Below are 16917 nucleotides of genomic sequence, written 5' to 3'. Positions count from 1 at the left end.
TTTCCACTCCTTTTTGTATTTTGTTGGGAAGCAATTAAGTTTCTGAATGATATAGAAGCATAAATGGTGCCAACGCCATCACTCACTTGCTTGAAAAAAGAAATGGGCACAGGTCAAATTGCCCATACACGTTGGGAAGATTGCCCCATTTGACCTCGGTGACACAGTCATCTAGGATCAAGTGATGAAAAAAGTGTTAGTTATCTTTGCCCATCCATTATCCAAAAAATCTCGAGTACATAGAGTCATCATGGACCAACTTAAGGGGCTGGAAAATATTTATATCCACGACCTTTATGAAGAATACCCGTACTTTCACATAAACATAGAGCAAGAACAGCGCCTGCTTTTAGAACACGATTTGATTGTGTGGCAACATCCCCTTTACTGGTTCAGCATGCCGGCGTTGATGAAACAATGGTGCGACGAAGTTTTGCGCAGAGGCTTTGCCTACGGGCCCAATGGATCTAAGCTTCAGGGCAAAGACTTTTTGTTATCAGTCACAACGGGTGGCATCGGTGATCCCGGCGGAGTTCCTGGTTTAGATTTGTATTTCACGCCCTATCAACGAACCATTTCATTGTGTGGAATGGATTGGTTAGAGCCCATGGTGCTTGAAGGAACAGGACGCGCAGGCAACGAAGAGATTCTTCGTCATGCTGAAAAGATCAAGCAGACACTGATTGATTATACTTCTGAATCCCTGGGAGAGGTTTATCCATGAACGAAAGTTATTTATTCACCGGCACAGTCATATTGTTAACGGCCTTAGTCTGCGTGCCTATTTGTAAGCGCTTGGGGTTTGGTTCTGTGCTTGGTTATCTTTTAGCCGGATTAATTTTAGGACCCTTTGGTTTAAAGATTATCACCCGGGTCGAAGACCTAATGCACCTTTCAGAGTTTGGTGTGGTCTTTCTGATGTTCATCATCGGTTTAGAGCTTGAACCGCGTAAACTATGGGATCTGCGTACCAGCATCTTTGCTTTAGGTGGAATGCAAGTTTTATTGGGCGGTTTGCTGTTAGCCTTTGTTGCAAGTCTTTATTTTGGCAGCAATATTGGTGCTGCGATCATCGTCGGAATGTCGTTTGTACTGTCATCAACCGCAATGGGCTTACAAATCTTAGCGGAACGCGGGCAGATGAACACGAGTGGCGGGCGTTCTGCGTTTTCTATTTTATTATTCCAAGACATTGCTGTGATCGTGATGATCGCGCTGTTGCCATTGCTTGCAAAAACGTCGGTGGACACGTCTTCAAAAAATAATTTTTTAGAGTTTTCTAAGATCGTTTTGATTTTATCAGCATTAGTTGTCGGCGGAAGATTCTTATTAAGACCGGTGTTAAGATGGATCGCCACCCAACACTTACGAGATATTTTCACGGCCTTTGCGTTATTCTTAGTCATCGGTATGTCCTACGTGATGCACGAACTGGGAGTTTCGATGGCTCTAGGAGCCTTTATCGCCGGCGTCCTTTTGGCAGACAGTGAATATCGCCATGCTTTAGAAGCCGATATCGAGCCGTTTAAGGGTTTGCTGATGGGTTTATTTTTCATTTCGGTGGGAACGTCCGTGAATATCACGCGTGTATTAAATGAGCCTGGATTATTTGTTGGCGCAGCTGTCTTAGTTTATATTTTAAAATCACTTTTACACGTGGGACTTGGATTTCTATTTAAGATTCCGCGAAACCAGATACTATTTTTTGCCCTGTTATTATCTCAAGTAGGGGAGTTTGCCTTTGTCCTTGTAGGTACAGCGCTCGCTTTACGTATTTTAGAGCCAAGCACTTCCGAGTTTTTGGTGGGGGTTGTGGCTTTATCTTTGTTAATGACACCCATTGTGATGCTTCTTTATGACAAGTTGGTTTTGCCGTTCATGGATCGCAAACCAAAACAAGTCCCTGACAAGATTGAATCAGAAGAGCACTCTGTGATCATCGCAGGGTTTGGTCGATTTGGCCAAATCATAGGTCGCCTGCTTTATGCCAATGGTGTTTCAGCTACAGTTCTTGATCATGAGCCTGGTCAGATCGAAATGCTGCGTAAATTTGGATTTAAAGTTTATTACGGCGATGCGACCCGTATTGATTTACTGATCGCTGCCGGAGCTGAGAAGGCCAGCATCCTTATTGTTGCCATTGATAATGTCGAAGACAGCTTGCGCTTAGTCGAAGAAGCCAGAAGAGCCTTTCCTCATTTGCAGATTTTCGCTAGAGCTAGAAACTTAGCCCACATGCATTCTTTGATGGAATTAAAAGTTGATGTGATTGAGCGTGAAACATTTGAGTCTTCTTTGCGCATGGGCTCTCAGGTTTTGCGTAAATTGGGGTGGCCTGCGTATCAAAGTGTGGTTGCAGCAAATATTTTCCGCGATCACAATATTAAAATGGTCGAAGATCTGTTTTCAACCAGGGGAAATCAGGATGAAACGATATCCCGTGCAAAACAGGCCCGCGCCGATTTGGAGCAGATGCTTCAAAAAGAAAACGAATACCTAGAGCGTTCTGAGGAAGCCTGGGACTTTGAACACTACTGATTTAAAATGGCTGCAGCAGGTGAAGCTGAAGGCATGTCCTTATCATTAACGACAATGACTTCGCCTCCATGGCGGATCACTTCACAGGCGATGTCATCTAAGATGTCATCATCCTTAGCATCCATTTGTTTTGGATGCAGCGTGAACTGCGCACTTTGACGATGGAACTGCCCCCATAACTCTATATTATTTCGTAAAAACAGAGTTCGCACCTGGCCACTTAAGGCAGCTCGCGAGATCTTTACTAAATCATCAATAACTCGACGCTGGCGAGCCATTTCATCAATTTCTTGGGCAGAATGATGTTTGTGCTGGGCAATGTTCTTTTTAATATGATCGTTGGCCTGATGGATCAATGCATCTGTGCGCGGCACTCCCTTGCTAGGATCTATCTTACAAAGTACGGGAGCAGGGTGAGAAGAGATTTCCTTATAAGCATGAAACATCGTTTCGTTAGTAAAAATCAATAGCGGATGGGTTTTATACCCAGGCTCTTTACTGATTTTAGCTTCGATCCAACGCAAGAAAAGCTTCACACTGGTTTTCTTTTTAAATTTATTATCGTCAGCCCCACGTCCACGCAGGGTCGATTTTAAATGAGGAATTTGCGCAGTTTCGCTGTCATCACCATGTTTCCAGTGGATGCTGCTGCTATGGGATCCTTGATGAAATAGGAAAGTGTGCACATCATTTCCAGTATCGCCGTCACAGGCAAGCAGGACAGCTTCTTCCCCGGTCAAAGTTAGAATATGGTAAATGTGTTCGCCCTGAATGTCTTCGATAAGCGGTTTTAAGTGAAAGGATTCTGCAACCACCACTTTAGATGGAAGTTCATGCCCTGCTAAAAAGTAACTGCGCCAATGCTTATTCACAAATAGTGCAAGTCCTTGTTCACGTCCCCCCAGAAGTTCAGTGGGATCAAAATTATAAAGAGTCTCTAACAAAGTTTTACGCATCTCTTCGCGCTGCTGGTCTTTGCGCGGGTCGCAACTTAGAAGGTAGCTCGCACGACGGACCAAGGCCTCATACTCTAGCTCTAAGGTTTTAGCAGGCATAGAGGGAATATAAATAGAGATGCAAGGGCCGTCCTGGACAGAGGTGAGTCGTAATAGATCCTCGTGAGTCATTTTTTCGAGCATACATACCTCATAGGAAAAAATAATCATCTCTCGATGCTTTGGTGAACTCAAAAAGTCATTTAACAGTCTAGTGTGAGGGGTCATGTTGCGAGCAGTTAGGAAGCCTCGATATCATAAAGAAGTAATATTAACCCGACGCGAAGAGAGGCTTACATGAAAACCTGGATTGTTGTCGTTAATAGAACTCAAGCGAAGGTATTTGCATGCACAAACAAGCGAGGTGATGGCATCGAGTTTGTGACAAAACTAGATAATCCCCGTGGGCGCTTAAGAGCGCAAGATATCAATGCTGATAAATGGGGAGTGTTCGCAACCTTGATGTCCCATGGCTCAAGACAAGAAAAAAAAGAGGGGCCAACGGATCGCGTGGCGCAAGAATTTGCAATTAAGGTTTCGGACTTTTTAGATGAATGCCTTTTACAAAAAAACTTTGATGATTTGATTTTAATCGCGGAACCTCAATTTTTAGGACGCTTGCGCAACCTTCTTGGAAGAGAAGTCAAAGCGTTAATATCGCAAGAAATTGCTAAGGATTTAAATTTAGTCAGCGTCGATGATTTGCGTAGCCGACTTTATCCCGAAGTTCCATCTATGCCAGCTGAGCGTCCTCAACAGCCTTTTCCATAAATATGGAATTATGGCCTTAAGAGGAGAAAGCCACCTTCTAATAAGGTGGCTTTTCTTTTTAGTGATATTTAGAAGGGTCTTTTGAAGACGGAGTCCAACTGGGTGGATCGCTTGCCGGGAACGATTCCATAGAACTTTCTTCGATTAAGTCAGAAGCTTCATCGAAATTTTCAACGCGGCCGCGTCGTTCTTTAGTCATGGTTTTTTTAGACGTGGCTGCAGCGATAACGCCGATGCCAACGCCAGCAGAAATTAAAAGAATAGCTCTTAGAAATCCCATACGCCTCCTTGCTTCGTGGGCGACTATTTGTTCACAACAAAAGTGAAGTACCCTAGAACGGCTAAAATTATTCCTAGGATAAATAATCCCAGACTTCCCCCTAAAAAGTGCTTTACTGGTTTTGGGATATCCTTCTGGTTTTTATCTTTTTCTTCGGGCATTTTGGCTCCTTCCAGAGAGTTCAAAATAAACCTTATTAAGGGCCTTGTAAAAATGGGAGCTTGAGTTTTGCGGGGATACATCCGTGGGCGAGGGCTTTGGCAGTCCCGTGTTTGGCGACAACCAGGAAAAATCTCCAGTATTCATTTTATGCATATCAAATTAACTGTCTTAAGTTTTGCTTTATGGGCCAAATGCGCTAAAAGCTCGTTCATACAACTAACAAGGAATCATTATGAAAAACGTAGTTCTGGCATGTGCTCTTATCCTGACTTCTTTAGCGGCTAACGCAAACTCTTTAAATGATGTCGTTGCTGATATTTCCAAAAACCCTGGTAAGTATTCTCTTGTTGAAGTTCCTCAGACTTCTTTCTCAGCTAAACAGTGGACTCAATTATCTGCTTTGGCTGAAAAAGAATCATGGATTTGGGGCGATACTATTCTTGAAGGCGATTATATTTCTAGCAATGAGCCTGTGGTTTTAGACCTGGTAGAGGCTGTTTATTCTGGGAAGTCGTTAGTAGCTTATAAAATCGTTTATTCAGCAAAAGCTTGGGATACAGGTGCTTGTGAAGTTGATTACGATGCCTTGGAAGATGAAAACGCAAACCTTGATGAAGTTCTAGCAGAGTGCACCGTAGGCAAAATCGTTGGAAATTCCTATGTGAACGTGACTTTGACTGAAGCAGAGCGCGATTGGGATAACGGCGAATCTTTCGAAGAATAGTTTTAATAGTTTCTTAAAACAAAAAGCCCCATCCTTAAAAAGGTGGGGCTTTTTGTTTTTCTAGTTAGTTGATTATTTTTTGCAATGACCTTCTAAAGAAAAGCGAAGCTCTTTAGCGGCCTTTTTACAGATAGGTTTCATTTCACCCAGTGCTGCTGGATCCATAGTCTTAGATAAACGGTTGTATTCATCTGAATCCGTTTCACGAATCATGATCGCAACGCTTTTACCGTCGCCAGTCAATCTTGCTGAACGAGGTTTCACGTCGCACACTGATTCAGACTCAACCACAGGAAGTGTTTCCCACTTGGTTTTCGATCCGGTGCAATTCACACGCAATTCAATAGTGTAGGGACGTCCCATACCTTCTTCATTTTCGCGAGAAATAACAATGGCCTCGCCCTTGTTATCTTTAAGTTGAATGGTTTTTTCACCAACAACGTCCGTCGCCGCGAAAGCTTGAGATGAAACTGCTAATAAGATTCCTGCTAAAAAGATATTTTTATTTTTCATAATTACCCCGCACACAGTGGAAATGAAAGATGGATGTGATCATTGTGAAGGCTGTTACCGCCCATCGCTGATCCTGGAATACCTATAGAACCACTATACTCTCTTTGCCCTGGACGGCACTTCGAGGGCAGAGTGTCCTTCCAACATTGCCTAAAAGCATTGTAGAACTTCGCAGTGGTGCCTTTAAAGTCTTTTACGTTCGTGCTGACTTTCGTCGTTTTTTTGTCGCGATCATAAAGAATAAAATCTTTGATATCAATCGCACGGGCATAGGCATGCATGCTTAACTTTGAAGAATTTCTAGCGTTGCGGTTGGCGTAAGTCCCATAGTGAGAGATGAAGACTCTTTCTGGTTGGGCGTATCCAGCGACTCTGGCGCTTTTTTCTACGCAGCCAAAAAAGTACTTATTTAAATGTTCCGCATAGTTCGGGTGAACAGTTCCGTTACCACACTTCGTACTATTATAGCCTCCGCGAACCATAGCCAACGGATCGCAGCCATTCCAGGTCTTCCCAGGACCATGGGCTAACTTCACGGTTTTTTCAAAGAATGAAAAGTGCAGGGTATGGTCAGGCGCAATGATTGCAGCCGCTGCATCCTCTTCAGAAGGGCTTGTGTCCTGTGGAGTTTCAGTTATTGCTTCTGTTGAATCGGGCTCTCCTGAGGCCCATTCTCCGTCATCAGCGCCGGCACAGCTTACTAAGAAAGCTAGACTAAGAAGTCCAGCCACATGTTTAAGGTTAAGGTTTCCAACGAATAAAAAAGGTTTTTGTCTTTTGTATTTTGTCATCCCTCGAGTGTTAGGTGACTCGTGTGTAACATAAAAGACCGTTCGCCCAGTTCTAGACTTAATTAAGACCATTGTTGGCAAAGATTTCTTGTTTACAAAGAGATGTTTCGCGAGAAAAGGCTAACTTTTTACAAGAATCACTTCGATTCGACAGCAAAAAATCTCAAAGTGAAACACGCAAATTGTTTCTCAATTAAGAAGTTTTGATAAGGAAGGTAAATGGTCCTGTAGGGAATTATTAAAATCCCGATAGTTTGTACCAGGAAGGTTTTTTATGGGAACACTTTATAAGTCACTACTCGCGATCCTACTACTCACACAGACAGCATGCTCATTCAACGCCGCACTTTTTGGCTGGTCTGACGATTCATCGAAGACACCTGCTACTGACCCGGGTACGGGTGCTGCTAAGGTCAAAGGTTCCTTTCCTTTAGGCGCTTTTGGTTTTACTACTGAACATAAAATGTTTTTAAAGTCGACTGCCGACGGTAAATTTGTTTTCAAAACCTTCACTAATGAAATTGTTGTTACTGACAGTTTGGGAGCGGTTTTACATCGCTTTACTCCTGCAGTCGGTGAGGTGACTGGTATCGCTGTTGATTCTAATAATAAACTTTATATCACCTGTACAGATTCAGTTCTTCCTAACTTTACTAGATACCTTAAGAAATTCGAACTAGATGGTACAGTGATAGGAAACCTTGTAACCTATGGTGACGAAGATGGAAATCCTTCAGATGCTGATCCTAATGACTCTAACACTTATGTGGTCGGACGCCCTTCGTCACCTTTCGTTACGAGTGATGGTACAGTTTATGTCGCAATTTTTAGTGAAATTAGAAAATACAACGCAGCTGGGGTCTTACAAGATACGATAGGTTTGGGCCATGGCGCAGCTGATGGTTTTATTCAAGGAAATCCTGTCTACTACGTAGAATCGGATGGCGCAGTTTACGTTGTTGATGACTACACGACACGTTTGCAAAAGTTTGATTCAAACGGTGATTTTGTAAGTAAAATTACCTGGCCAAAACAAATTGATTATATTGATAACACCAGCGGGATTCCAGTTAACATTCAAGGTATTCCTGGAAGCATTATTAGAAATACAGATGGAAGTTTTGTGTTAACAGAGTACATGGGTAATGAAGGCTTCGTTGTCGCATTCAGCTCAGCGGGTACCTTTTTATGGGCAAAAGACGGGAGCGACCGAAACGACGCAGATTATCCAGTTTTCAACGGCAACCTTATGTATGTCTCAAAGTATAATAATAAGTATTACGTAGGCTTCCGAGATGAAGTTGCTATTTATAATAGTGATGGCACATATGCCGGAAATCATAAGCAAAGAATGACAGGTGCAGCTTCAGTTGTTCGACTTGCGAACGGAACCTTTTATGTGGGTTCTGGAAATGGAATTCACAGATATAATGCTAAAGGTGAATGGCAAGAGTCCTTTGCAGCAGGTCGGATGATTTATGGCTTAGCGGCTTCTGACTCGGTACTTTATGCAGTGGATCCTACGACATCGGGGTTAATTTATAAATATAGTTTCGATGGAACTGCGCAAGGCACGATTACTTTCGCGGGTCCCGGTGCGCAACCTATGGGACTATCTATCGATAAAGATAAAACAACCCTGTATGTCGCAGATGGTGCATCTGTGTATAAAATACCGTTGTCAACCGAAGTGGCGGCTGCATTCGGTACAGGTAATTACGACGTCCCTGCTGCGGTTTCGGCACAAAAAGATGGAACTGTTATAGTGATAGATATCGTTGGTGGAACGACCACGACACCTAAACGTTTTAATGCTGACGGAACGTTAGCATCCACAAATTTTGACCTAGCAACTTCAGGTGCTATTGGCATGTCTCTTGGTGTAGCGACGGATTCAAAAGGACGCATTTACGTTTCTGCAGCTCTTGGAAATAAGGTATATGTTTTCGAAGCCAATGGAACTTTCGTCACAACATACACTTCGGGAAGCTTAAGTATGCCGTTCGGCATGACCATAGATCAACATGATGACCTCTTTGTGGCTGATTCTGGGAATAGTGTTGTTAAAAAATTTAGTACGACAGATGGAAGTATTCAGGCTGAATAGTTTTTAGTTAAAAGGCTTTCTTGAACGTATAGGAAAATATGAAAACACACATTGCCTTTGTTGTGCTAGCTCTTTGTTTATCTTTATTCTTTCAAAACTGCGCTCCGTCGAATCCTGAAGAGGATGCGACGGAGGTTCTCACGCCCGCATCGCTTACAGCAGAACAGCCTGCGCAAAGCAACGCCTCAAACTTACCAGCAGCTTCGTCATCATCAGCGGTCAGTACGTCAATGAGTTCCTCAACCAGTCCCGGTGCGGTTGATAGCACAGTTGCATCTTCATCTTTGTCTGATCCGAATTCGGTTAAAGAAACGCCCGAAGGCAGTACTTCGCAGGGAAATTTAGTTGTATCTAATGATTCGAAATCTTCCGATTCTGATAAGACAAACAAAGATGGTTTAAGTTCTAAAGATTCAGGCGCAACTACAAATGCACCAGCGCCTATTAAGAAGACCGATAGTTTCAACGTTGAGATCACTTCCAGATCTGTAGATATGGTTTGGGTCGTAGATAATTCTGGTGGAATGGCAGCCAGTGCTGAAATTTTGCGTAAGAACTTTGGGCCTTTTGCTAAGGATCTTGCGAAGAAAAGTGATTTAAGAATCGCGCTAATCACAAGATACGGAACAAGTGGAACAGGTATCTCCTTCTCTGCCGAATTAAAAAATGCAGTGCAAGTTTCCCATAACGTTCAAAGCTCAGAGCCGTTACTACTTGCCGCAGTAGCAATGTGCGGTATTCAAACAAACGATGCTTTTTGTTCTAGTTTTGCAGGCGGGAAGTATCAAGAGGTCTTCGGTTCATTAAAATCATTTTTGAGACCAGGATCTGAAAAGGTTTTCGTTTTTGTAAGTGATGATGACTCTACAGGAACAGCGGTGAACGAAAATAAAACCTTTATCACTGCAGCGACATTCACTCAAAGAATGCTAATGGCTTTTCCCACGGACAGTGGTTTCAAAACCTACGGGATCATTTCAGGATCAAGCACCTGTGGAGTACAAAAGGGAACTGCATACCTAAGCCTGGTAAAAGAAACCGCAGGATTGGCTTTTGATATCTGCGCAACTGACTGGTCGGCCTATTTCTCAAGGCTAACATCAGATTTAAGCCAAGAAGTGGCAAACTCGTTTTTAATCGATAAGTCAGCGAAAGAAATAGTTAGCATCACACTAAATGGTAAGACCTTGTCACCAGCCGATTATAACTTTTCAGTAGGCAAGATTACTATCGACTCTGATTTACTAAAGGCTGCAGGTAAATACATTGTCGACATAAGTTATCTCAATTAAAGAAGTTGGCACCGAAAAAATCAGTGCCTTCATTGCTTCAAAAAATAAAACACTTAGTCTTGATTCGAAGTGCAACTCAACTCCGCCTGAACATCGCTAACAACCGGCGCTTGTTCTGACCCAGAACGAGTGAAAGTCAAAGAAGACCAGCAGACTTCCTTAGCACTTTCAGATTCAAAACGATGGAAGGTATAAACCACAGAACCATCGTCCTTCACCGAAGCGCCATTAAAGGTAAGTTTACCTAATTCAGCAGAAGACACTTTAGAAAATTCAGTCTGCAAAACACCCAAGTTAGAAAAGTAGTTCGCAGTAGCAGGTCCTGAAGCGAGGTAAACATTAGGATGAACAAAAACATTCGCAGCAGAAGCGGAAACACCAATAGATAAAATAGAAGCAACCAATACCGTTTTCATAAGAAGTTCCTTTCAAAGAGGCTTCTTATAAGTGAACAAATCAATCCCACTCAAGTTAGGCTTAAGTTAAGAGATACCAACAAATTAAAAACAAAATATTACTACCGCATCGGTATCGCATCGCAGAACCGATTCGGTAGTAAAATAAGCCAAAAAAAACTGGGGAGTTTTCTGCCGGCGGCAGAAAACGACAAAACAAAAGCTAACGAACAAGGCGGGAAACTTCAGAACCCACTTCGGCAAAGCCGAAGTGCAGACAGGCAAAATAAAAAAACCGCCAGAAGGGCGGTTTTTTATTTGGTGCGGGTGGAGGGACTTGAACCCCCACGGACGTGAATCCAAGAGATTTTGAGTCTCTCGTGGCTACCATTACACCACACCCGCGTGAGGAACTTTTTTAAAGAAATTGTGGCTAATACTCAAGGTCTTTTTTTAAAAAAGTTAATTATGCCCAAGAAATGACCAATTATAGCTCTTTTAATTGTTTATTAATCCAATCCAGATGATGCCTTACGTCCGCAAAAAGAGAGATCCCGTTGCACGTTTTCGTAGAATCCTCGGAATCGGGATTAAATCCCATCGAAGTAATTCCATATAAGACAAGCCCTTCATAAGTCTTCACATACAAAGGACCGCCTGAATCTCCAACGCAGACACCTTTTTCAGGCTGCAAAACAATATGGGTATTCAAAACTGCAAAATAGTCCTTGTTTCTAGGGTCATAAAAGCTCTTCACTAACTGCTTTCCTGGAACGGTCACGTGGCGCAGAAGTCCGCCATCAGCGTTGGCCATTCCCGTGGTCCCATAACCAGCCATCACTAACTCTTCACCTTCAGTGGCGGTGAATTGCTCCCCAGGTAAAGGACGAATCGTCGTGCCTTTCGGAGCTTTGCCTTCAAAACGAACGACAGCCAAATCATCTTGAGCTTTATCGATGGGCACACTTTGGGTAAAATCGTGATCGGTTTTTAAGGCCTTATGGGTCACTTCTCTCAAAGTCTTTAAAGAGTTGATACAAGCAGAGTTTTTAACAAATGAAGCATACATTTTCTTGCTAGTTTTCTTAATACAATGAGCAGCCGTTAGGACTTTATTTTCCGCAATCAAAGTTCCTGTGCAAATACTCGAAGTGCCATCATCAAGTTCGGTAATCAGTAAAACCGTCGAAGAACTTAGATCTCCGTCAGTAAGAACGGATCCGCCGACGATACCATTGCGAATGGAAGCCTCTGCCTGGCATTTTGGGGCGTTGGCTGCTTCCGCATTCAAACCCATGGCGTTTTGAGATCTTTCCGCACAGGCCGCTAATAGGCTCGCAAAAACCAATGTCATAGAGATTTTAATAGCGGAAGAGGTCACAGCGGCTCCTTATATATAGACAATCTTCTTAGACAATTTTCCCAACTATCGGCGTTTAGGGGCAAAATGGCTCCGCTTTGTAAGGCTTTCATAAAGCGTCTTGTAAGTTGTCACAATCGGGCTTGCACGGGGGATGCCATGGCTAAGGGGTCAATCCCAGGACCGTTTAGATATCAAGGACTTAGACAGTGAGGACGAAATTTGGCGTTCTTGGCATCAGGCTTGCTCTAAGCGCCAGGGTGACTAAAGGTTTTAAACCAGAACCCTGAGGAGACTTTATGAAAAAGTATATCTATATCCTTGCGGCTTTAAGCATGGCGCCTAACTTCGCCCTTGCTCAAAGCATCGAAAGCGATGTTGATGCAGAGTTGGATCAAATGTATTCCAACGTACAAGCTCAACCTGTGGCGCAACCACAAGCTCAAGCAGCTATCGCTTCATCAGCCCCAGTGAGCGGTCAGCCGATTTATATTTTAAATCAGGCGACTCCAACTTCAACTGCTCAACTGCAACAATCACAAATTCAAAAACAGCCAACGACTGTTATTGAAGCTTCGCCATTGACAGAGTCTCGCGCAGAACAAATCCGCCGTGCTCGTCAAGATGCGGAAGTGGCGACTGAACAAAGAATCGTTGAAAAACTAGAACACTCTCGTATGGAAGATGAAAAGAAAAGAGCGAGTGTTCTTTTTGGCGATAAATTCAATGAATTAAACAACCAACAAGTTCAACAACAACCTGTACAAGCTATGCCTGTTCAACAGGTACAAGTTCAACAAGTTGAAGAACCAAAAGAAAACACACGCGACATCGTTCGTGAAGAAATCGCTGCGGCGATGAAAGTTGAAGAAGAAACAGCTATTCTTCCGATCGAAACTAAATATGTTGGTGGTATCCTTGGAATCGGAGACTATCCAGATGTTATCAACGTAAAAGGTAACTATGCCTTGGGTGTGGCTTTCGGTAATAAATATGACAACTTCGTGATCGAAGGTTCATTCCTTTATTCAAACTACACTTTGGATAACAATGGTTATTATTCAAACATCAATAATAACAACTACTATCCAAATGCTTACAACGGTGGTTACTACATCCCGAACAATATCGACGTAAACCAATACACAGGTTCATTGGCTGCGAAGGTTCAATTGTTCAGCGGTATCGTAAAACCAGTTATCGGTGGTGTGGTTGCTTACTCTTACAGAACATTTGCTTGGGCTAACGACAACTATAGCTATGCAAATAACAGCAACACTGCAAACTCTCATGCGATCGATATCGGTACAATCGTGGGTGCTGACCTAGAGTTCTCTCCAAAGTACTCTTTAGGTTTGGATTTCCGTTATATGTTCAATCTTTCCAGCCGTGTGAATGCTTCCAACAACTGGATGACTGGACCTCAGTATGGAACTCCGATCGAAAAGCTTCAGTATTATGTGATGTCGCTTGTAGCTCGCGCGAACTTCTAACATAATCAAAACAAGTTAATAATTCCTCAAGTGGTTTACAAACCCCAGTTCAGAAATGACCTGGGGTTTGTTTTTTTCGGAAACTGATGAAAAGGGCCCATCTGACTGCGTTGTGCGGTCTTTTGCTTCTCTCCGACGTGGCGCTGCCACGCCTCCGTTTCGCAAAAGATCCTCCGCCTTGCATATGGACCCTTTTGATCAGTCTCCTGCAGACGACGTTTTGTGGTGTGGGGGAATGCTTTACTTCGTGGTTTGATTGCTTCATAGTTTTTTTATGGGGATTATCTTAAGTCTGATTTTTTCTTTGAATGCATATGCTGCGACTATTGTTACTGAGACGGTGGGGCAGGTTTCTGAGTATGTTATTACTTCTCGGGAAGTGCAGATTGCTGTGGTGGCAGAGCATATTCTTTTCCCGGCAAAGGGTGTTGCTCCTAAGATTTATGAAATTAGGCCGGGGGCTCCGGAATTTCAGGGGGCTGTGACTAATATTTTATTAGAAACAGTGGTTGCTCTTGAAGCTGAAAACTTTAATGTGGCGAACGTAACCCCGGAAGAAATCAAGAATGCTATGACGACGGTGCAAAGAGCGGTGGCGGGAAAGGCCTATTGGGCATCTTTGGAAGTTTCAGAAGCGGAACTTCAAAAAATTCTTTCTCGCAAACTGACTTCCAAGGCTTTCTTAAAGTTTAAGACGAACTCTATGTCGGGGATTATCACGGACCAAGAAGCACAAATGTACTACGAAAGAAACCGCGTGAAGTTCGGAAGTCTTCCGTTTGCCTCGTTCAAAGATAATATTAAAACCTACTTGGCGCAGCAGCAGTTGGAAGAGCGAATTCGCTCTTGGTTTGAAGTGATCATGCGCAAATACAAAGTTCGCAATTTTACTAACTAATGCATATCGAAGCTCTTTTTAGTCCACATAAACCGGCGATGCGCGCTTTAGTTGAAGCGATCCATGAGGCCCAAGGGCTTTTGCCGCAGTTTTATTGGCCGAAGGAACTTTTGGGGGCTGAGCTTGCCACCGCAGAAGCTGTCGGTATTTTTGAAGGGGAGCTGCTCTTAGGTTTCGTTCTTTATCGTGATTTACCCCAAGCTTGGGAAATTTCTTTGGTCGCAAGTCATCCCGATCACCGCCGCAAAGGTGCCATGGTGGAGCTCTTTCAGTATTTAATTGCCGCTAAGGGTCAGGATAAGGAGCTTTGGCTTGAAGTTCATGAGGAGAACGTTGCCGCCCAAAAACTTTATGAAAAGTTGGGTTTTAAAGAAACTAGAAGGCGACCTCGTTATTATAAGGACGGGGCGACTGCAGTTTTGTACTCACATTCTTAAAAGCCATCGGTCACCGGTGCTTTAAGCGGATAAACCCTTGCCATGGTTGATTTTTCTTGCTAGCTTCAGGTCGTTCCATGGGCCTAACAAGGCCCATTTTTTTTGCTACCCGGACGGGTTGCAATGCCGAATGATCCGGCAAACATGCAGTGCTCTCGAAGCTCGAGAAACTGGACCCCGTCCAGGAGCAGTGTATGTTATAAAGGATTGTCTTAAATGTCAGAGACCCCATCGTGGATGGAAACAGTAAAAAATATGGCACAAACAGCAGCAACCGAACAAGGTTGTCTACTGTATGACGTTGAATTTGTCGGACTTGGAAAAGGCCGTACCTTGCGTGTTTTCATTGATAGAGAAGATGGCAACGTCACGATTGATGATTGTTCAAATGTTTCAAAGGCATTGAACGAAGTTCTTGATGCTGATGAAAATCTTATTCCTGGTGAAGCGTACAATTTAGAAGTTTCAACTCCAGGTCTTGAGCGCCATTTAAAACAACCTTGGCACTTTCAAAAAGCAGTGGGTAAGAAAATTTACGTTAAAACTACCAAGGCTTTTGAAAGCGCAGGCGTAACAGACAAAAAGTGGAAAGCCGGTAAAACAGTCGAGGACGTATTAGAGTCGGCTGATGAAAAGGGCATCCGATTTGTCATCAAAGGCGTAGAGCTGAATGTGCCTTACGAAATGATCGACAAAGCTAAAGTAATTTTTGAAATGACCAAAGGTCAGAAAAAGTAACGAGAGGTAAATCATGGCTGAAAATATGTTTTCAGATCTTTCCAAAGTGATTGATCAAGTCGGAAAAGACAAAGGAATCGATAAGCAAGTAGTTATCGATGCAATCACTCAAGGTATGCTTGTAGCTGCTCGTAAAAAATACGGTACTTACCGTGAAATTGAAGCTGCTTATAACGAAGAAACTGGCGAAGTTGAACTTTTTGAGTTCAAAGAAGTTGTTCCTCGTGAAAAATTCATCGATGAAGAAGTTGAAATTCCTTACGACGAAGCTGTGAAGTTGGATCCAAACGTTCAACTTGATGACTCTGTAGGTATCAAGCTTGAAGCCTCTGATCTTGGTCGTATCGCTGCACAAACAGCAAAACAAATCATCATGCAAAAAGTCCGTGATGCTGAACGCTCTATCATCTTCAATGAGTTTGAAGAAAGAAAAGGCGAGATCGCATCTGGTATCGCTCGTCGCGTGGAAAAAGGCGCGATCGTTGTCGATTTGGGCCGTACTGAAGCGTACATCCCACCTCGTGAACAAATCCCTGGTGAACAATACAAACCAGGTGACCGTTTGCAAGGTTACTTGTCTGAAGTTCGTCAAACCACTCGTGGTCCGCAAATCATCATGTCTCGCGCGGACGAGCGATATTTGATGAAACTTTTTGAAATGGAAGTTCCAGAAATCTATGACGGTGTTGTTGAAATCATGGCTGCCGCTCGTGAGCCAGGTCAACGCGCTAAAATCGCAGTTCGTTCTAAGGACAACTCTGTTGATCCAGTGGGTGCTTGCGTTGGTATGAAGGGTTCTCGTGTACAAAACATCGTACAAGAACTTCGTGGCGAAAAAATCGATATCGTTCCTTGGGATGAAGACGTAACACGTTTTGCGTGTAACGCTTTGGCTCCAGCGGAAATTTCTCGCGTATTCTTGGATGATGCGAACCGTGAAATGGAAATCGTAGTGCCTGACAGTCAATTAAGTTTGGCAATCGGCAAACGCGGTCAAAACGTTCGTTTAGCTGCTAAACTTACAGGCTGGAAATTAGACATTATTTCTGAGTCTTCAGCGGCGTCTCGTACTGCAGAATCAATTTTCAACTTGATGTTGATTCCAGGCATGAGCGAAACTATGGCCCAAAATATTTTCCAATCTGGTTTCGGTTCATTCCAATCTGTTGCTAACTCTTCAGTGGAAGAGTTGATGACAATCCCTGGATATGACGATCCAGATAAAGCTGAAAAATTAATGAAAGAAGCAAAAGCCCTTGTTGCTAAATATGAAGCTGACGGAGTGCCAGTACCAACTGCACCTACGGCTTCTAAAGACAAAGGTTCCAATGTTTCTGCAAAAGAACAAGCTGATTTACTTCTGAAACAAGAGTTGAAAAAACTCGACGCTCAAGAAGCGGACGAAGAATAATAACAGGAGACT

Annotated in this window: 17 protein-coding genes and 1 tRNA gene; 11 read left to right on the top strand and 7 right to left on the bottom strand. The window is 43.2% G+C overall.

Features of this window, described 5'->3' with window-relative positions; all coding sequences use genetic code 11:
- Positions 1–184: 184 nt before the first annotated feature.
- Entirely contained in the window at positions 185–724 is a 540-nt protein-coding gene (locus MNR06_RS05370; protein WP_243539686.1) for an NAD(P)H-dependent oxidoreductase, read from the top strand.
- Positions 721–2538 (top strand): monovalent cation:proton antiporter-2 (CPA2) family protein, encoded by a 1818-nt coding sequence (locus MNR06_RS05365; RefSeq protein ID WP_243539683.1) that lies wholly within the window; start codon positions 721–723, stop codon positions 2536–2538. The genes MNR06_RS05370 and MNR06_RS05365 overlap by 4 nt, the downstream gene beginning before the upstream one ends.
- Here the strand turns inward: MNR06_RS05365 and MNR06_RS05360 are convergent.
- Positions 2532–3677: a baeRF3 domain-containing protein gene (locus MNR06_RS05360; RefSeq protein WP_243539674.1), complete on the bottom strand. Its 1146-nt coding sequence runs from the start codon at positions 3675–3677 to the stop codon at positions 2532–2534. The two genes, MNR06_RS05365 and MNR06_RS05360, sit on opposite strands and share 7 nt — an antisense overlap.
- A 153-nt stretch (positions 3678–3830) precedes the next feature.
- On the opposite strand from MNR06_RS05360, the gene MNR06_RS05355 reads away from it, so the two are divergent.
- Positions 3831–4304 carry a host attachment protein gene (locus tag MNR06_RS05355; protein WP_243539673.1) on the top strand — a complete coding sequence of 158 codons (474 nt, stop codon included), beginning with the start codon at positions 3831–3833 and terminating at the stop codon, positions 4302–4304.
- A gap of 58 nt (positions 4305–4362) precedes the next feature.
- Here the strand turns inward: MNR06_RS05355 and MNR06_RS05350 are convergent, their stop codons facing one another.
- The gene (locus tag MNR06_RS05350; protein WP_243539671.1) at positions 4363–4584 is read right to left on the bottom strand and encodes a hypothetical protein; all 222 of its coding nucleotides are present in this window, start codon (positions 4582–4584) and stop codon (positions 4363–4365) included.
- Positions 4585–4978: 394 nt separating this feature from the next.
- Here MNR06_RS05350 and MNR06_RS05345 point away from each other — a divergent pair, with 394 nt between their 5' ends.
- A complete protein-coding gene (locus MNR06_RS05345) occupies positions 4979–5470 on the top strand; it encodes a hypothetical protein (RefSeq protein WP_243539669.1) in 492 nt (163 codons plus the stop codon).
- Positions 5471–5542: 72 nt separating this feature from the next.
- Here MNR06_RS05345 and MNR06_RS05340 read toward each other — a convergent pair whose 3' ends face one another.
- Together MNR06_RS05340 and MNR06_RS05335 are read right to left on the bottom strand one after the other, a co-directional pair.
- Positions 5543–5983 (bottom strand): hypothetical protein, encoded by a 441-nt coding sequence (locus MNR06_RS05340; protein WP_243539667.1) that lies wholly within the window; start codon positions 5981–5983, stop codon positions 5543–5545.
- 2 nt (positions 5984–5985) lie between these two features.
- Positions 5986–6774, bottom strand: a complete 789-nt coding sequence (locus MNR06_RS05335; protein ID WP_243539665.1) for an extensin family protein — start codon at positions 6772–6774, stop codon at positions 5986–5988.
- 274 nt (positions 6775–7048) lie between these two features.
- Here MNR06_RS05335 and MNR06_RS05330 point away from each other — a divergent pair, with 274 nt between their 5' ends.
- On the top strand, positions 7049–8881 hold the full coding sequence (locus MNR06_RS05330; protein WP_243539663.1) for an NHL repeat-containing protein: 1833 nt from the start codon (positions 7049–7051) through the stop codon (positions 8879–8881).
- Positions 8882–8919: 38 nt separating this feature from the next.
- Positions 8920–10173 carry a hemoblobin-interacting domain-containing protein gene (locus MNR06_RS05325; protein ID WP_243539654.1) on the top strand — a complete coding sequence of 418 codons (1254 nt, stop codon included), beginning with the start codon at positions 8920–8922 and terminating at the stop codon, positions 10171–10173.
- Positions 10174–10226: 53 nt separating this feature from the next.
- Here the strand turns inward: MNR06_RS05325 and MNR06_RS05320 are convergent, their stop codons facing one another.
- The 3 genes from MNR06_RS05320 to MNR06_RS05310 form a co-directional block, all read right to left on the bottom strand.
- Positions 10227–10589 (bottom strand): hypothetical protein, encoded by a 363-nt coding sequence (locus MNR06_RS05320; RefSeq protein WP_243539652.1) that lies wholly within the window; start codon positions 10587–10589, stop codon positions 10227–10229.
- A 298-nt stretch (positions 10590–10887) separates the two neighbouring features.
- Positions 10888–10973, bottom strand: a tRNA-Leu gene (locus MNR06_RS05315).
- Between the two features lie 82 nt (positions 10974–11055).
- On the bottom strand, positions 11056–11949 hold the full coding sequence (locus tag MNR06_RS05310) for a S1 family peptidase (protein ID WP_243539650.1): 894 nt from the start codon (positions 11947–11949) through the stop codon (positions 11056–11058).
- A gap of 278 nt (positions 11950–12227) precedes the next feature.
- Here MNR06_RS05310 and MNR06_RS05305 point away from each other — a divergent pair, with 278 nt between their 5' ends.
- The 5 genes from MNR06_RS05305 (at position 12228) to nusA (ending at position 16905) form a co-directional block, all read left to right on the top strand.
- Entirely contained in the window at positions 12228–13421 is a 1194-nt protein-coding gene (locus MNR06_RS05305) for a hypothetical protein (RefSeq protein WP_243539642.1), read from the top strand.
- 274 nt (positions 13422–13695) lie between these two features.
- Positions 13696–14319: a hypothetical protein gene (locus MNR06_RS05300; RefSeq protein ID WP_243539639.1), complete on the top strand. Its 624-nt coding sequence runs from the start codon at positions 13696–13698 to the stop codon at positions 14317–14319.
- Complete coding sequence (locus tag MNR06_RS05295) at positions 14319–14756, top strand: GNAT family N-acetyltransferase (RefSeq protein ID WP_243539637.1); 438 nt, start codon at positions 14319–14321, stop codon at positions 14754–14756. The genes MNR06_RS05300 and MNR06_RS05295 overlap by 1 nt, the downstream gene beginning before the upstream one ends.
- A gap of 216 nt (positions 14757–14972) precedes the next feature.
- Positions 14973–15494, top strand: a complete 522-nt coding sequence (locus MNR06_RS05290; RefSeq protein WP_243539629.1) for a ribosome maturation factor RimP — start codon at positions 14973–14975, stop codon at positions 15492–15494.
- A gap of 13 nt (positions 15495–15507) precedes the next feature.
- A complete protein-coding gene (gene nusA / locus MNR06_RS05285) occupies positions 15508–16905 on the top strand; it encodes a transcription termination factor NusA (RefSeq protein ID WP_243539628.1) in 1398 nt (465 codons plus the stop codon).
- Positions 16906–16917 lie beyond the last annotated feature (12 nt).

Source organism: Bdellovibrio reynosensis, assembly GCF_022814725.1.
In the GTDB taxonomy this organism is placed as follows: Bacteria; Bdellovibrionota; Bdellovibrionia; order Bdellovibrionales; family Bdellovibrionaceae; genus Bdellovibrio; species Bdellovibrio reynosensis.
The sequence above is the reverse complement of the archived record's forward strand: the minus strand, read 5'-3'. Positions and strand labels throughout refer to the sequence as shown.

What these genes read in the sequence shown, in the direction of transcription:
- MNR06_RS05370 (WP_243539686.1), top strand. Translation starts at nt 185, where the DNA reads ATGAAAAAAGTGTTAGTTATCTTTGCCCATCCATTATCCAAAAAATCT.
- MNR06_RS05365 (WP_243539683.1), top strand. Translation starts at nt 721, where the DNA reads ATGAACGAAAGTTATTTATTCACCGGCACAGTCATATTGTTAACGGCC.
- MNR06_RS05360 (WP_243539674.1), bottom strand. Translation starts at nt 3,677, where the DNA reads ATGCTCGAAAAAATGACTCACGAGGATCTATTACGACTCACCTCTGTC.
- MNR06_RS05355 (WP_243539673.1), top strand. Translation starts at nt 3,831, where the DNA reads ATGAAAACCTGGATTGTTGTCGTTAATAGAACTCAAGCGAAGGTATTT.
- MNR06_RS05350 (WP_243539671.1), bottom strand. Translation starts at nt 4,584, where the DNA reads ATGGGATTTCTAAGAGCTATTCTTTTAATTTCTGCTGGCGTTGGCATC.
- MNR06_RS05345 (WP_243539669.1), top strand. Translation starts at nt 4,979, where the DNA reads ATGAAAAACGTAGTTCTGGCATGTGCTCTTATCCTGACTTCTTTAGCG.
- MNR06_RS05340 (WP_243539667.1), bottom strand. Translation starts at nt 5,983, where the DNA reads ATGAAAAATAAAAATATCTTTTTAGCAGGAATCTTATTAGCAGTTTCA.
- MNR06_RS05335 (WP_243539665.1), bottom strand. Translation starts at nt 6,774, where the DNA reads ATGACAAAATACAAAAGACAAAAACCTTTTTTATTCGTTGGAAACCTT.
- MNR06_RS05330 (WP_243539663.1), top strand. Translation starts at nt 7,049, where the DNA reads ATGGGAACACTTTATAAGTCACTACTCGCGATCCTACTACTCACACAG.
- MNR06_RS05325 (WP_243539654.1), top strand. Translation starts at nt 8,920, where the DNA reads ATGAAAACACACATTGCCTTTGTTGTGCTAGCTCTTTGTTTATCTTTA.
- MNR06_RS05320 (WP_243539652.1), bottom strand. Translation starts at nt 10,589, where the DNA reads ATGAAAACGGTATTGGTTGCTTCTATTTTATCTATTGGTGTTTCCGCT.
- MNR06_RS05305 (WP_243539642.1), top strand. Translation starts at nt 12,228, where the DNA reads ATGAAAAAGTATATCTATATCCTTGCGGCTTTAAGCATGGCGCCTAAC.
- MNR06_RS05300 (WP_243539639.1), top strand. Translation starts at nt 13,696, where the DNA reads ATGGGGATTATCTTAAGTCTGATTTTTTCTTTGAATGCATATGCTGCG.
- MNR06_RS05295 (WP_243539637.1), top strand. Translation starts at nt 14,319, where the DNA reads ATGCATATCGAAGCTCTTTTTAGTCCACATAAACCGGCGATGCGCGCT.
- MNR06_RS05290 (WP_243539629.1), top strand. Translation starts at nt 14,973, where the DNA reads ATGTCAGAGACCCCATCGTGGATGGAAACAGTAAAAAATATGGCACAA.
- nusA (WP_243539628.1), top strand. Translation starts at nt 15,508, where the DNA reads ATGGCTGAAAATATGTTTTCAGATCTTTCCAAAGTGATTGATCAAGTC.